10 protein-coding genes are annotated in these 15,379 nt (G+C 46.1%); 7 read left to right on the top strand and 3 right to left on the bottom strand.

Features of this window, described 5'->3' with window-relative positions; genetic code table 11:
* Window positions 1–355: 355 nt before the first annotated feature.
* Window positions 356–2,377: a GxGYxYP domain-containing protein gene (locus tag A3860_RS27390; protein WP_081152496.1), complete on the bottom strand. Its 2,022-nt coding sequence runs from the start codon at window positions 2,375–2,377 to the stop codon at window positions 356–358.
* A 210-nt stretch (window positions 2,378–2,587) separates the two neighbouring features.
* Window positions 2,588–4,336, bottom strand: a complete 1,749-nt coding sequence (locus A3860_RS27395) for a hypothetical protein (RefSeq protein ID WP_081152499.1) — start codon at window positions 4,334–4,336, stop codon at window positions 2,588–2,590.
* Between the two features lie 105 nt (window positions 4,337–4,441).
* Here A3860_RS27395 and A3860_RS27400 point away from each other — a divergent pair, with 105 nt between their 5' ends.
* From A3860_RS27400 to A3860_RS27410, 3 genes are all read left to right on the top strand, one after another.
* Entirely contained in the window at window positions 4,442–5,302 is an 861-nt protein-coding gene (locus A3860_RS27400; RefSeq protein WP_081152502.1) for a helix-turn-helix domain-containing protein, read from the top strand.
* A 96-nt stretch (window positions 5,303–5,398) separates the two neighbouring features.
* On the top strand, window positions 5,399–6,190 hold the full coding sequence (locus tag A3860_RS27405; RefSeq protein ID WP_081152505.1) for an alpha/beta hydrolase: 792 nt from the start codon (window positions 5,399–5,401) through the stop codon (window positions 6,188–6,190).
* A 103-nt stretch (window positions 6,191–6,293) separates the two neighbouring features.
* Entirely contained in the window at window positions 6,294–6,680 is a 387-nt protein-coding gene (locus tag A3860_RS27410; protein WP_216823512.1) for a DUF4870 domain-containing protein, read from the top strand.
* A gap of 75 nt (window positions 6,681–6,755) precedes the next feature.
* Here A3860_RS27410 and A3860_RS27415 read toward each other — a convergent pair whose 3' ends face one another.
* Window positions 6,756–9,791, bottom strand: coding sequence for a T9SS type B sorting domain-containing protein (locus A3860_RS27415; RefSeq protein ID WP_081152508.1), 3,036 nt, complete (start codon window positions 9,789–9,791; stop codon window positions 6,756–6,758).
* A 325-nt stretch (window positions 9,792–10,116) separates the two neighbouring features.
* Between A3860_RS27415 and A3860_RS40665 the strand changes: the two genes are divergently transcribed.
* From A3860_RS40665 to katG, 4 genes are all read left to right on the top strand, one after another.
* Window positions 10,117–10,278 (top strand): ABC transporter permease, encoded by a 162-nt coding sequence (locus A3860_RS40665; protein WP_143774286.1) that lies wholly within the window; start codon window positions 10,117–10,119, stop codon window positions 10,276–10,278.
* Window positions 10,259–11,716 carry an ABC transporter permease gene (locus tag A3860_RS27420; protein WP_158085375.1) on the top strand — a complete coding sequence of 486 codons (1,458 nt, stop codon included), beginning with the start codon at window positions 10,259–10,261 and terminating at the stop codon, window positions 11,714–11,716. The genes A3860_RS40665 and A3860_RS27420 overlap by 20 nt, the downstream gene beginning before the upstream one ends.
* A 20-nt stretch (window positions 11,717–11,736) precedes the next feature.
* Window positions 11,737–12,777 carry a patatin-like phospholipase family protein gene (locus A3860_RS27425; protein WP_081152514.1) on the top strand — a complete coding sequence of 347 codons (1,041 nt, stop codon included), beginning with the start codon at window positions 11,737–11,739 and terminating at the stop codon, window positions 12,775–12,777.
* A gap of 160 nt (window positions 12,778–12,937) precedes the next feature.
* Window positions 12,938–15,217, top strand: a complete 2,280-nt coding sequence (katG, locus tag A3860_RS27430) for a catalase/peroxidase HPI (protein WP_081152517.1) — start codon at window positions 12,938–12,940, stop codon at window positions 15,215–15,217.
* The last annotated feature ends 162 nt before the right edge of the window (window positions 15,218–15,379 follow it).

The raw sequence follows: 15,379 nt of genomic DNA on the forward strand, positions 1-15,379 counted from the left end.
TTACCAATAATTTCTAAGACAACAATCGCTGCAAAACGCTGGTTATCCCCTGCTAAATCTTTGCAGCATTAAGGGGTCGGGGTAACAAAATAACTACAAAAGGTGTTCCCGGCAAAAACGGGTTACTGAATACAGAGCAGTACAGTACAGGATGGTGGGCAGTAAGAAGTAGGAAATAGGAAGTAAGAAGAGTCCGATCTTTCAGCCTAAAATCTTACTTTGGACCTTCGCCAATAAGCATAATGCTGAACTTTTTAGAGCTTCATACCTCTTACTTCATACTTCTTACTTCGTTTACCTATAAATTCCTTACGTCCAATTAAATCAAGATCTATCTTTCGATAGCCCTCAAATATCACTTCCTGGCAAAAGGAACCAGGCAGGGATTCGCGGCCAGGCCATTCGCTTCCCTGATCAATTGAAAAATATGATCGGGACGAACAACGATGTAGTTGGCATCGAGTGATTGAGCTACATTTTTGAAATTGGTTGGTTTAATATCTGTCCAGGGTTGCGCCTGAATGATGATGAAGCGCGGTTCATTGCCATTCCAGCCAGACGCAGCAGTGGCAATATGGTCTTTCATAGCCTGTTCGCTGTTGCAGTAATTGCACGAGAGCGCCATGCCGGGCAATTTGTTATTATAAATAGTTAACCCGCCACCGGTGTTCTGGGCGGTAAGGCCAAGCAATGAGGGCGCAAAGCTGGCAAAGCTTTGTCCAACATTCTGGTTTATGCCACCGGTGATGGTATTCCAGACCGTAACGACCCTGAAGCCGGCGCGCTGGTTATAATCTTCGGTTTTGGCAACAAACTGGTTCAGCAAATTCTGATTGGGCCAGCTGTTGGGATACGTGTATCCATAACCGGAGGGACCTGAAATGAGGTTATCATTATCAGTGGCCGTTTGATGGAAAAAATTCAAGGCGCCGGGCATGGCATCGAGCATGGCGGGTGATAAGGTCCAGCCCATGGGTACCGAACCGCGGTCAGGATTGTTCCAGAGCTTGCGCATCAGGTGCTCAATATATTGAAGGTTATCGCCATCGCTCAAGATGAATGCTACATAGATCTTGTTTTGCAGGGCCGGTTTCGCCGGCATGGGTTTAACGGCCACCCTTCTTGATGTGCCGCTGTGCATGGTGAGGTTGCTGCACCAGTCACTGGCAATGGTTGTGATACCATATTGCGAAACCCGTTGCACACCGGGTCCTTCTTCGGGCCACCAACCCATATAATTGGAGCCAGCAGGCATGGAAGATAAAAAGCTGTTCAGCAAATTGCTTTCATCGGTCACGTTCGGATCGAGCCATATTACTGCGGCGCCCAACGCCGTGGCATATTCGCGCAAGGCCGCCTTATGCGCATCGGGGTTTAACCCGATCAACAAGCGGTGATCAATATTTGGCCAATAGGTATTATACAGGGTTTGATACACCTGCAACTTGCTGGTGAACTGATTGCGCAGATCGAGCAACACCGGTAAATTATAAGGCGCAGCCGTTAATTTAGCCAATAACAATGGCGAGGCAATGAGCGCACCCCTGCTTTTTGCCAGCACGGTTGCCAGGTTAACCGTATGTATTTGTGCAGGGTCATACACGATCAACCCCGAGATCTCATTGCGGTATTTCGATATCAGGCTCCATTTATCGGCCGGTTCATTCCAGCTTAAACCCAATGATTGTAACCAGGTATAGGGTCCTTCGGCAAAGGCATCGCCTTCATAGGAAAAAATACGCGGCTGTGTTTTGTTTACGATCCCTTTCAACGAGGCAAACAAATACATTTCGGCTGAAGATGCGTTCTGTTGTACCTGTACCCAATCGACTTTCGTATATGCTGTTCCCCGCCAGTACACCCGCAACTCGAGGCTTTGATTATCGGCCGGCATGGTAAACGGTAAAGTAAAACTTACATATTCTGAAGCAACCGGAAACATTTGCCGGGTGATGGTTTGAAAGGCCAGGGTTTGCCCGGTGGTGGCGTTCCTGACGTCAATATCTACAACCGGGTCGTTATTGGCGGTATTGTTGTCGGTCTTCATGCGAAACTCGGCAACATTTGGTCCGGCCGGTATACTGGTATTATAGGGCCCATAGATCATATGATCATTGGCCGCATCGATGCCGGTTTGGCAAAGCCAGCCATCGGTTTCAAGCCGTCCCGTTTTATGACTGAGATACGGCCCCTCTCCTTCCCAACGCGTGGAGGTTTCCCGCAGCGTTATCAGGTCCTGCGTTTGCGCCGGCGCCGGAAATGAAGGAAGTAATTGAGCCGCAGGCCAGGAAACCTGCGCCCTGGCAGGCATGAAAAATAGTGGCAGCATGAATAATGACCACGCTACCCGTTTAAGAGGTAAAGTTGTTGGTTTCATAGAAAAAGTTTAATGATAATAGTGAGATCGAATTTCGGGATTTAGCAAATAGCGCAATAAATGGCGGCAAGCAGTTAATATTTAAACTGTTGCAGTGCTGAACAGTTGGGCATTTAGCGGAAGCCGGGCCGTATAATTCTTTCAAAAAAAAATCCCGGGTGTAAAACCCGGGATTAACGTTGTAGAAAATAATATTTTTAGCCCTATAGATTAAATTTCGTATTTTTTTACAATTTCCTTCACAACCCCGGGCACCCCAAAAATATATCTTACCGTTTGATCTCCTGTTTCAAGGGAATTAAATCGTTTGGGAGAACCTGAGAGTTCGAGCATCTTATCCAACAACGCATTTACAGTCATGACATCATACCAATCCCCTACATCTTCCGGCTTTACAATAAATGCATGATCTTTGTAAATAACGGTTATCACGTAACTGAATTTTTGTTTTGCCTTATCTTCTTTTACGTCCATCCATACAACCATATTGCTTAAGAGACCTTCGCTTTTCTTAGCAAAACCCTTCAGCAACTCATCATAATTCACCGGCAAAAAATCTGTTTCTGCATCGAAATACAAGGTAATATTTTGCAACTCCAATAAACTATATATGAATGCCCCCTGATTGTTTGACGATTCCTTTTTTACCCTACCAATGGTTGCTGAATCCGGGCTTTTAGTAATAAGTCCCTTGCTTTTAAGGTCAGCAATAACAAGGTCCGTTGAAATTTGATTGAGGGCAAAATATTTTTTCAGCCGCTCTGCGACTTTGCCATCGGTTATGTCAGCACTATTTTTTATATAGTCTTCTGCTTTTAAGGTCACAAATGTTATAACTATTCGCTGTACCTGATAATCTTCGATCTCCTTTCTTTTTCCAAATTGAACCAGCACCTCTTTAAGCATCTTATCGTCAACATATTTTCTTTCAATACTTTCTACAAGATCAAGCCCGGTAAAAAAGTTATCTTCACTTCGAAGCAGTTGATACACTTTTTCCAAATGCCGGTCCCCCTCCAAACGTAGCAGCGCTTTTACCGGTCCGGTTACGCGGATGCCACGCGCTAAAATATCATTGGCAATTGGGATAACATCCTTGTCACCACATTCAAACAGGCAGGTCAACAATCCCTCAGCGCTGTTGGAAGTATAGGTCGATTGTTTCAGTTCTTCAAAATCATTGTCCGGAATAAACTTCTTGCGATATATGTCTAATGCCATTTGCCCAACCTGGGTTTTTAATTCCGGGCTTCCGTTCTCTGCATAGCCTTCAAGCCCCCCAATAATTCCATTCAGTTCAATTGGAGCCACTTTGTTTTCCTTTACTTTCCTGGCGAAATAGGCAAGCGCCTTATCGCTCGTAGCCTTTTTCCCTAGCCAAAAAAATATCCGTCCTTCATCTGTGGATCTCCCGGTAAGCAGCCTCGCTTCAAATTTGCGATCAAAGCCAGGCAGTTCATTCAGGCCTGCTAATTGCACCGCATCTTTTTCATAAACGGGATCATCTATATCACGTAAAACAAGATCAATGATCTCATGTTCTTTAATTGAATAACCACCGTCGTCAAAGTTTTTGCAGAGCTCTCCCAATACTTCCTGTTTCTTAATTTTATTATTACCCTTTAATATTTGAACAATAGCAGGTACGGCGGTTTTGTCGCCACCCTTATATGCTTCTACCGGACTTTTCTTTTTATTCTTTTCCTTATTCGTTTTTTCCTGAAGGCGGATCTTTTTCTCAATTTCGTGGCGCATGGCCTCCACCCTCTGCGAATCGCTGATAACGGTAATATCCGGATTTTTGTTCCCGTATTTGGCATTGTCCTGGTTCTTTCTTTCCTGGTTTAATAAAGCATCGATTGGGTCGGTGCTTTTATTGCCCGACTGGCCGGAACAGCCGGTAACAAATAGCAGGTTAAAAATGGCCAGAAATAAAAAGAAGTTGTTATTAGGAGACATAGAGGGTCTTTTACAGGGACTAAAATACCGACTTTTGACAAAAAACAAAATTCAACATTTATCATGTAGCTTGCAATTCATTCCTTCATAACGGGGTCTACATACATGAGATATAAAATTCAGGATACAAAAACAGGTGGCGACCTGCTGCTTTTTAAAGAGGAAGCCGGCTTCGATCGTTTGTTTTTCAGCCGCGACCGCTTCAATAAATATTTTACCATTGCCTGGAATCCCGGCGAAAGCCAAACGGTAAACATTGATGGAACCGATTTTGATTTTCCCGCCAACAGCCTGCTTACCCTTTTGTTCAACCAGTCATTTTCTTTCGAGAAGGCTGCAGCTATTGTTGCCTGGCAGTTCAACCGCGAGTTTTATTGTATTATTGACCACGATGCAGAAGTAAGCTGTGTGGGGTTCCTGTTTGGCACAACCGATCATTTATTCATAAGGTTGCAGGAAGATGCCCAGCAAAAGCTGCAATTGCTGTTGGCCATGTTCGTTGATGAATTTAAAATAACTGATGCCATTCAACATGAAATGCTGCTGGTGCTGTTGAAACGGCTCATTATTTACATGACCCGCCTGGCGCGATCGGAATATGTACCAATGAAAAAAGTGCAGGAAGACAAATTCCACATCATAAGAAAATTCAACCTGTTGGTTGAAACGCATTTCAAAGAAGAACATTCCGTAAGCTTTTATGCGCAGCAATTGTTCAAATCACCCAAAACGCTGGCTAATCTGTTTGCTATTTACAACCACAAAACCCCGTCGCAGGTTATACAGGAAAGAATACTTATTGAAGCCAAAAGGTTGCTGTGCTACACTAAAAAATCAGTAAAGCAGATCACTTTTGAACTGGGCTTTGAAGATGTGGCGTATTTCTCGAATTTCTTTAAAAAGCATACCTCGGTATCCCCGGTTGAGTTCCGCAATGCCACCCCCGTTCCGCAGGAAGGGAAATAATTACAACTAACCGGGAAATCAGCGCATCACCCACCCCCGCTTTCCATTGCATCTTTGTATCGTTGATAACGACAAAAAAACATCAACAACAATACAATGGAAAAGACATCATTAAAAAACAAATTGAAAAGTTTCCTGGCAGCCGCCTCCCTCGCCTTACTGGCCACAACTGCAGCAGTAACCGAAACAGTTGCCCAAACAGTTAAGAACGTAGTATTGGTACATGGCGCTTTTGCCGATGGCTCAGGTTATAAAGCCCTCTACAACGTACTTATTAAAAAAGGATACCATGTAACCATTGTGCAAAACCCGCTTACTTCGCTTGAAGACGATGCAGCTGCCGTAAAGCTGGCCCTCGACAAACAGGACGGACCCACCATACTGGCCGGACATTCATGGGGCGGTGCGGTTATTACCCAGGCCGGTAATCACCCGAAGGTAGCAGCCCTGGTTTATATTGCAGCTTTTCAGCCCGATAATGGCGAATCGGCTTTCACCTGGTTCCAATCGGCGCCCCCGGCTCCCGAGAATGGCGTGCTGCCACCCGATGAAAATGGGATCGTTTATTTCAGCAGGGAAAAGTTTCATGCCGGTTTTTGTGCCGACCTTCCCCAGGCCGAAGCTGATTTTATGTATGCTTCCCAGGGCGCCTTTTATGGCAAAGCATTTGGCACCCCCATCACCAATGCCGCGTGGAGAAATAAACCGGCATTTGGAATAGTAGCCACCGAAGACAAAGCCATTGTGCCCCAGATCCAGCGTAATATGTATAAGCGTTCGAATACAAAAGTGACTGAGATTAAAGGAAGTCACGTGGTATTTATGTCGCAACCCGAAAAAGTAGCAGCCGTGATCATTGAGGCAGCTAACAGTGTGGCAGGAAAATAATTGAAGAACAGTTAGCGAAAAGCGTTCCGATGCACCGGGACGCTTTTCGCATTCCATTGGCCATGTAAATTTTATTGGGTAAATTTATAGAAACTGCATTTTTATGACCAACTCATCTTCCACACCATCCTCATCTTCCAGGTCGATTTTGGGAACTGAAGAAATGCCGCTCGCAGTGCCAACCAGTGATGAACGAACTTTAGCCATATTATGTCATGTGCTCACGATACCAACCGGGTTCCTGGCACCGCTGATCATTTACCTGATAAAAAAGAATGAATCTTCGTTTGTAACAGCGCATGCCCGGGAATCGTTAAATTTTCAGCTCACCATGATGATCGCGATCATTGTGCTTTTTCTTACTATCATCGGCATTTTACTGATATGGGTGCTCGGCATTTTTATGCTTGTACTGGTAATTGTTGCCACCGTAAAGGCCAGCGAGAACAAGTTATACAAGTATCCATTTTCGATACGGTTTATAAAATAATAAGGATATCCCGGATAGGGAAGCCCTGGTGTTTTATCGGGGCTTTTTCATGTATGCACTATACTTTAAAACTGCTCATCGCAACAACAGTAAAGTACCCCTTTCAACCTTTTCCTTTTCACCACGGAACCGGTAATAGCATAACCAAACGTATTGGTTTGAGTCCTGCAGCCTGCCATTGTATAATCCGTTCCAGCCATGCAGGTAGTTTGTGGTTTCAAATATCTTTTCGCCATAACGGTTATAAATAATTAGTTTGAATTTATCAAGCAGGCCCTGTACCACGGGGCGGTAAGTATCATTACGCCCATCGTTATTTGGCGTAAATGCATTCGCGAAATAAACCCCTTTTTTACAATCGTTGGTTGCCACCCTGATCGTATCCCTTGCTACACAACCAGCAACATTGGTCACTTCCAGCCAGTATTCCCCTGGTTCTATTATAGTAATAGCAGGCGCTTGGGCATTGTTGCTCCACAGGTAAGAACTCCATATTCCCAACGCTTTTAATTCAAGCGGTCTTCCAGGGCAAATTCCGGTATCAGCTGCCGCAAAGTTTTCAGGAGCGGGCTTTAGTCCGGTAATAGCTACGGTATCGGAATTGGTACAATTATTAAGATCGTTCACTTGCACCCAATAGAGCCCGGGCTTATTGGCATTATAAGTAGATTGCCCTGATCCATCCTGCCATAGCCAGGATCTAAAACCATTGCCTGCGTTAAACGTATGGGTTTCATTTGCGCATATGTCAATATCCTTTCCCAGATCAACAACCGGTAATGGGAATACATTTTTTATTTCCAGCGTATCTTTTGATACACATCCATTGTTGTAGGTGGCAAGCACCTGGTAAAAGCCCTTGTGATTGGCCAAATAGGTTTGGCCCGTTGTTCCATCATGCCAACTGTAACTGTTAAACCCGGCCGACGCTTTTAATAATATACTGTTACCGGCACAAAGGCTTGTGTCATTGCCCAGATAAACAGGCGGAGAGTTTTTAACTGTGATCCTGACCGTATCAAATACCGTACAACCCCGGCCCACTTCGGCTATTACACTATAACTGGTATCGCTCGCCGGCCATACCTGTACTGTGCTGCCAGATGGGGAACTGATGGCATAAACGGGACTCCAGGTATAAAGTAAGAAACTTCCGGGCGCAACTATGTTCAGTGTATCATTATTGCATTTTTCGAGGTCTGGTCCCAGATCGAAGGGTATATCCGGCACTGCGGTGACCTGAATGGTATCTTTAAATATATTGCTGCAATAATCTTCGGCCTGTACAAAATATTTACCGGGATTAAATACGGTAAGTGTGGAATCAGTTGAGCCATTATTCCATTGGTACGATCTGAACCCGCTGCCGGCGCTGAGTGTCAACTTACTTTTTTTACAAATACCGATATCAGGGCCAAGATCTACGAGGCCGGGCGATTCAAAGGCAGTGATCGTAACACTATCCTCCAATATTTTACAGGCACTGATCATTCTGGCGAAAAGTTTTGCTGTCCCGGCTTTCCTGAAAAGCAGGCGAACGGTAGAGTCGGTAGTTTCAGTGATCTTAATTATGGCGGTATCTGCTATCCAGGTAGCCGGCCGGTTGCATCCCGGGCTCCTTTGAACGGCATATTGTATGGTATCCTTCAGATCACAAAAACTGTTTACGGTTTGTATGATCTTTAGCTGGTCACAACTGAAAACAGTGCTGCATTCATCTGTAAGCACAGGAACTGCATTGCTTATTGCTGAATTGACAAATATATTAGTGGGTGTGAAATTATTGACCCGTTCCCAGGTAAGATTGACGGTCGAAAGATCGCCGCTACTAACGGTTGCAGGAAAAGGATAATTAAGGCAGTTGCCGCCCGGAATGTTCCCGTCTTTATCTGTTTTGGATAAAAACGCCGGGAAGTGAAGTGACGGCAGGCCTATTGCTTCGAAACCAGCAACAAAAATATCATTGTTCGAATTGATAAATGTGGAATAAGGATGTGGTCCATTAGGCTGCGCATATGATTTAGACCACGCGAGATTTCCATCAGCATCCACTTTCACCAGGCGAAATATATAACTGTTGTTGTAAAACTGGTTCCCGGCGGAAATAAAACCATCATCGGCTGTAGGGTATTCGGTTGTTATATGACCGAGATTCTCGGGGGCAGGGGTCAATAGTTTTCTTGTTTTTAAAACGTTGCCATCAAGATCCATGTTGATCATCCAGGCTTCCAACGGACCATTAATTTCTGAAATCATGTTGATGCGTAACTGCCCGTTGAGAATAAATATACTTTTAAAAATGTTGTTGGTTGAGCGAAGATTACCGGTATAGAAATCGTTTTTTTGATAGTCATAATGTTTTGACCAGTAAATAGCGCCGGTATTGGCGTCTATTTTCATTAACAGGCCATCTCTGTGGAAAATGTCATGATACCAGCCTGTTACATACGCGGTATCATTGTTCAACACGAAGTTGGAGGCAGTTGAAGGGCCGTTGATGTTGGCCATAGCCAACTGTTTAAACCAGATCAGGTTGCCATTTGCATCAATTTTCAGTAATACAGCGTCGCCTCCACCCACGTTTCCACTGAAGGCTGTGCCACAAATAAAATAGCCGCCATCATTTGTTTCTGCTACATCCATGGCTTCCATGGCAGGGTTGTTTGTATTGGCATCATAGATCGTTTTTGCCCATAAAAGATTGCCGGCAGAATCTAATTTGGAAATAAACATATTCCTGGCCGCATATATTGAATTATTGGTGGTACCAACCGCAATAATACTTTTGTCCCTGTTTTCCCTGGCGCGGTTAAATTGGTCGAAATAAGCGCCCCCGATAAACTTAGACCAGATAATGGTTCCGTTATTTCTTAACCTGACAATTACAGCATCCCCGTCGGTAGCATTAGAAGTATTGGTTGCAGTTGCGGTGCCGCACCAAAGTAAGTTTTTATCCGAGGTTTCAGTTATGGAAGAAAGGTGGTCGTTTTGCCGAAACATGTACAACCTGCGAAAATAACTATCAAGGCAGGTATCTGCCGGCTGCAATTGCGCAACAGAAAATAAATAGCTGGCAATAAAAATGGGCAACAGGATCAGTTTTTGGGTCATACCAGGGGTGTTTTCCGGGCTCGCGGGGTTTTAGCTGGCAAAATAGTGATTTTTCGGAGCTAACCTGTTTATTTACCCGATCAACTTTCCAACTATTACTACCTTTTTAAATAAAAAGAAATGCCTACTTGCAGCCGCAGAAAACAGCCGTTGGCATCCGAATGCGCCGAACGGAGTTTCATAATAAGGACTTAGGTAAAAATAAGCCTTCCCTGTTCTCCGGGAAGGCTCTATTTTTTTATCATTTCACTGCTGCGCGATCAATCCCCTGCGTTAGCTATCTCCAATTTTTGTATTTTTAGCCATACCATCAAATAAAGTAGCCATGATCCGCAATTACCTTATTACTGCTTTCCGGAGCCTTAAAAAGAACAAAGGCATTACTTTCCTTAACATGGCAGGTTTAGCCATTGGCCTCGCCGTTTGCCTCCTGATAGTTCTATATGTTATTGACGAAACCAGCAAGTATGGCGCAAAAATATTTTAATACAACGCATGTGCTGGGGAAAGTACTTGAATCGCTGGGGAATGGCAACAAGACCACGAACCACCGCATCACTGGTGTCATCAGTGACCTGCCTCCCCGCTCCCATTTCAATTTTGATTTTTTTGGATCCATGGCTTCCGTTCCCATTAGCACCAATGAAAACTTCGCGTCCTTCTTTCCCTTCTCAACTTATGTGCTGCTGCTGGTGACCGGCATGCTGGCCGGTGTATACCCCGCATTCTATTTGTCAGCTTTTCGCCCAGTTGAAGTACTAAAAGGCAAAGTTGCCAGTGGCTTCAAAGGCGGCCGGCTGCGCAGTGTGCTGGTGGTGTTCCAGTTCACCATTTCAATTTTCCTGATCATTGGCACCCTTGTCATTTACAAACAACTGAACTATATTCAAAACAAGAGCCTTGGCTTTAACCGCAAACAGGTACTGCAGGTAAAAAATCTGAACATCCTGGGTAGCCAGGCGCAAACTTTTAAACAGGAGATCGGGCATTTGCCGGGTGTGGTGAGCGCTACCCTGAGCTCATTTGTTCCCACCGGTGAAAGAAGGTGGACCAATTACGTTTCGGCCAATAACAATACGCATCAAACGCAATTCTGGCCGGTTGATGAAGATTACCTGACCACCATGGGCATGCAACTCGAAAAAGGAAGGGATTTTAACCCCCAGCTTTCGACCGATTCATCGGCCATGATCATCAATGAAACCGCCGCCCGGGCAATGGGATTCAACAACGACCCCATCAACAAGACCATTGAATATGGAACCGGCCAGAAGCAATATCATATCATCGGGGTTATAAAAGATTTTAATTTCAGTTCGCTCAGGGATAATATTACGCCTGTGGTTATGACCATGACAACTGCTTTCGAGCGAAAAAAACAAGGCGACCGGCCCGATGTACTTAGCATTAAGGTGAATGCGCAGGACCTGCCGGCATTGCTATCCCACATCGAAAACAAATGGAAAACCTTTTCGCATAACCAGGAATTTGATTACTCCTTTATGGATGCCGATTTCGATGCGTTATACCGGGCAGAACAACGCACGGGAAAAATCTCCCTGTTGTTCACCACCCTCGCCATTGTGATCGCGTGTTTGGGACTCTTCGGTCTCGCCGCCTTTGCAGCAGAACAACGCACGCGGGAAATAAGTATCCGCAAGGTGCTGGGCGCTAATGTAAGGAGTATCGTAACCTTACTTTCGGCCGATTTTCTGAAACTGGTTGTCATTGCACTCGTGGTGGCGGCACCGCTGGCCTGGTTATTTATGGATAAATGGTTACAGGGCTTTGCTTACCGGGAAAGTATTCAATGGTGGATCTTTCCTGCCGCAGGTGTGGGCGCAGTTGCCATTGCCCTGCTTACGATCAGCAGCCGGTTCATCAGGGCGGCATTAACCAATCCGGTGAAAAGTTTGAAAGAGTGATTGATCATAAAAGCTTTTTGATGAAAAAAACAGTTTTGTCAATTCTATTGATCCATACCCTTGCTATCAGTTATTCTCAAACTCCCAAATACCGCAACCTGGTAATGGAAGGCGCCGGTGTAAAAGGATTTGCTTATGCGGGCGCCTTGCAGGTGCTCGACAGCATGGGTATTTTGAAAAATATTCAACGGGTAGCCGGCACTTCGGTGGGCGCTATACAGGGCACGCTGCTGGCGGTTGGCTATTCTTCCACTGAAATTATTGAGCTCGCCGCACATATACCTTTAAAACGATTCAATGATGGCGCCTGGATGCTGGCCGGCGGCATCAGCCGGTTAAAAAAGCAATTCGGCTGGTATAAAGGCGAAAAGATCACCAAATGGATGGAAGACCTGATTGCCGCCAAAACCGGCAACGGCCGCATCACCTTTGCCGAACTGCATCTACTAAGTGCAGAAAAAGGATATAAAGACCTGTATATAACGGGGACCGACCTTACCTTTCAGGCCCTGCGTGTTTTTTCCTTCGAATGCTATCCCAACATGGCTATTGCCGATGCCGTGCGCATCTCCCTGTCTATTCCATTGTATTACCGCGCCATATTGATGGATGACAGCGGCCATGTATATAAAAAGCCACCCAATGGAAAATTAATGCATGTAATGGTAGATGGAGGGGCATTGAGTAATTACCCCATTTTTTTATTCGACTCGGCCCGGTATGTAAATGATGAAAGCGCAGCTGTTACATGTTCCTATGAGAACCCCGAAACGTTGGGACTGCTGATGGAAATGCCCGAACAAATTCAATACAATAGGCAACATCCCGGCGTTTATCCTTTTCCCATCAATACCATGCATGATTATTTAAGGGCATTGTACCACACGTTGATCGACAAGGTCAATCCCGAGGTTACGCACCCGGGTGGTTTACGCCGCACCATTTCCATCAACAACCTGAATTTAAGTGGCCGGGTGCGCAAGTTGCCTAAGAAAACGATCGCCGAACTGGTAGAAAATGGCCGGGAAGGCGCCAGGCGGTTCTTTGCAGCGGCTCCTTAAGCAGATATTCTTCATTACTGCACAGCCCACCTCATAGATTTCCTCTATTAAACTATCGAATTAATTGATTTAGCTTATTGCCCCAATACCCTAATTTTACCACCCCGGCACAGGTACCCGGTGCTGGCGATTGTTCATTCAATACCATAAACTTATAACAATGGAAAAAGGATCTAACGACATCAGTAAATGCCCGTTTCACAATGGCAGCATGAAGCAAAACATTGGCGGTGGCGGCACCAGGAACCGCGACTGGTGGCCTAACCAGTTAAAACTGAACATCCTTCGTCAGCACTCGACAAAATCGAACCCCATGGGGGATGATTTTAATTATGCCGAAGCCTTTAAAAGCCTCGACCTGGAAGCGTTGAAAAAAGACCTGCATGCGCTCATGACCGATTCACAGGACTGGTGGCCGGCCGACTTCGGTCATTATGGTCCCCTGTTCATTCGCATGGCCTGGCACAGCGCCGGCACCTATCGCGTGTTTGACGGCCGTGGCGGCGGTGGTTCCGGACAACAACGTTTTGCCCCGCTCAACAGCTGGCCCGACAATGTGAGCCTTGATAAAGCCCGCAGATTGCTTTGGCCCATCAAACAAAAATATGGCAACAAAATTTCCTGGGCCGATCTGATGATCCTTACCGGTAATATAGCGCTGGAATCAATGGGCTTTAAAACCTTTGGTTTTGCCGGCGGCCGTCCCGATGTATGGGAACCCGATGAAGATGTGTATTGGGGTGCCGAAAACACCTGGCTTGGCGGCGACATTCGCTATGCACATGGTTCGCCCGGCGTGGCCAAAGAACATGGCGTGGTTTCTTCTGACGAACCTGCTGATGGCGACATCCATTCCCGCAACCTCGAGAAACCATTGGCAGCCGTGCAAATGGGGCTCATCTATGTGAATCCCGAAGGACCCGATGGCAATCCTGATCCCATTGCTGCTGCTAAGGATATCCGTGATACTTTCGGCCGCATGGCCATGAACGATGAAGAAACAGTGGCCCTCATCGCAGGCGGACACAGCTTTGGTAAAACCCATGGCGCGGCCAATGCCGGCGAATATGTAGGCAAAGAACCCGAAGCTGCCGGTATAGAATTGCAGGGCCTTGGCTGGCGCAACAGCTTTGGTAGTGGTAAAGGCGCCGACGCCATCACCAGCGGACTTGAAGTTACCTGGACGAAAACGCCCACCAAATGGAGTAATAACTTCTTTGAGAACCTTTTTGCTTTTGAATGGGAATTATCAAAGAGCCCCGCCGGTGCGCATCAATGGGTAGCAAAGAATGCAGAAGCTATTATACCCGATGCTTTTGATGGTTCAAAGAAACGGGTGCCCACCATGCTCACCACTGATCTTTCTTTACGGTTCGATCCGGTATATGAAAAGATCTCGCGGCGCTTTCTCGAAAACCCCGACGCATTTGCAGATGCATTTGCCCGCGCCTGGTTCAAATTAACGCACCGCGATATGGGCCCGCGTGCACGCTACCTGGGTCCCGATGTGCCGCAGGAAGAATTGATTTGGCAGGACCCCATTCCCGCAGTTGATCATGCATTGATCAATGAAAATGATATTGCCCTGCTGAAAGGAAAAGTGCTGGCATCCGGATTAAGCGTATCTGAACTGGTTGCTACCGCCTGGGCTTCGGCATCTACATTCCGCGGTTCCGACAAACGCGGCGGCGCTAATGGCGCCCGCATTCGCCTGGCCCCGCAAAAATACTGGAAGGTGAACAACCCGGCTCAGCTGCAAAAAGTGCTGGATAAACTGGAAAGCATTCAAAAAGAATTTAATGGTGCACAGGCTGGCGGTAAAAAAGTTTCCCTGGCCGATCTGATCGTGCTGGCCGGTTGCGCCGGTATTGAAAAAGCCGCGAAAGAAGCTGGCCGTACCATCACCGTTCCGTTTACACCTGGCCGTATGGATGCTTCGCAAGACCAAACCGATGTTGAATCTGTCGGTTACCTGGAACCGCTGGCAGATGGCTTCCGTAACTACCGCAATGTAAAATTGCCGGTATTAACCGAAGGATTGCTGATCGATAAAGCGCAGTTATTGACTTTGACCGCGCCTGAATTAACCGTATTGATAGGCGGCTTGCGCGTGCTAAATACGAATTATGATGGCGCCAAACATGGCGTGTTTACACAACGCCCCGGCGTGCTCACCAATGATTTCTTTGTAAACCTGCTCGATATGAACACTGCCTGGAAAGCAGCGTCTGAAGACCGGGAATTGTACGAAGGAAGCGACCGCGCTACGGGTAAAGCAAAATGGACAGCCACCCGTGCCGACCTGGTATTTGGCTCCAATGCTGAACTGCGGGCCATTGCTGAGGTGTATGGCAGCGACGACGGGCACGACAAATTTGTAAATGATTTTGTAGCCGCCTGGAATAAAGTGATGAACCTCGACAGATTTGATCTGGCATAAACGGATTAAAGGTGAGTCATCTGTCAACAGGTGGATGGCCCATCTTGCGTATGATCTGCATCATAAAAAGAATATCCCTGTGCAATAACAATGGAGGTCGTCTCGCAAGAGGCGACCTCTTTCTTTTGTATGAACGCAGAAAACCAGCCACTGATCTTCAGC

It is taken from the genome of Niastella vici (assembly GCF_002077945.1).
Classification (GTDB): domain Bacteria; phylum Bacteroidota; class Bacteroidia; order Chitinophagales; family Chitinophagaceae; genus Niastella; species Niastella vici.

Coding starts and splice junctions, on each gene's coding strand:
- A3860_RS27400 (WP_081152502.1), top strand. CDS start 4,442: ATGAGATATAAAATTCAGGATACAAAAACAGGTGGCGACCTGCTGCTT.
- katG (WP_081152517.1), top strand. CDS start 12,938: ATGGAAAAAGGATCTAACGACATCAGTAAATGCCCGTTTCACAATGGC.
- A3860_RS27395 (WP_081152499.1), bottom strand. CDS start 4,336: ATGTCTCCTAATAACAACTTCTTTTTATTTCTGGCCATTTTTAACCTG.
- A3860_RS40665 (WP_143774286.1), top strand. CDS start 10,117: ATGATCCGCAATTACCTTATTACTGCTTTCCGGAGCCTTAAAAAGAAC.
- A3860_RS27405 (WP_081152505.1), top strand. CDS start 5,399: ATGGAAAAGACATCATTAAAAAACAAATTGAAAAGTTTCCTGGCAGCC.
- A3860_RS27390 (WP_081152496.1), bottom strand. CDS start 2,377: ATGAAACCAACAACTTTACCTCTTAAACGGGTAGCGTGGTCATTATTC.
- A3860_RS27415 (WP_081152508.1), bottom strand. CDS start 9,791: ATGACCCAAAAACTGATCCTGTTGCCCATTTTTATTGCCAGCTATTTA.
- A3860_RS27425 (WP_081152514.1), top strand. CDS start 11,737: ATGAAAAAAACAGTTTTGTCAATTCTATTGATCCATACCCTTGCTATC.
- A3860_RS27420 (WP_158085375.1), top strand. CDS start 10,259: ATGGCGCAAAAATATTTTAATACAACGCATGTGCTGGGGAAAGTACTT.
- A3860_RS27410 (WP_216823512.1), top strand. CDS start 6,294: ATGACCAACTCATCTTCCACACCATCCTCATCTTCCAGGTCGATTTTG.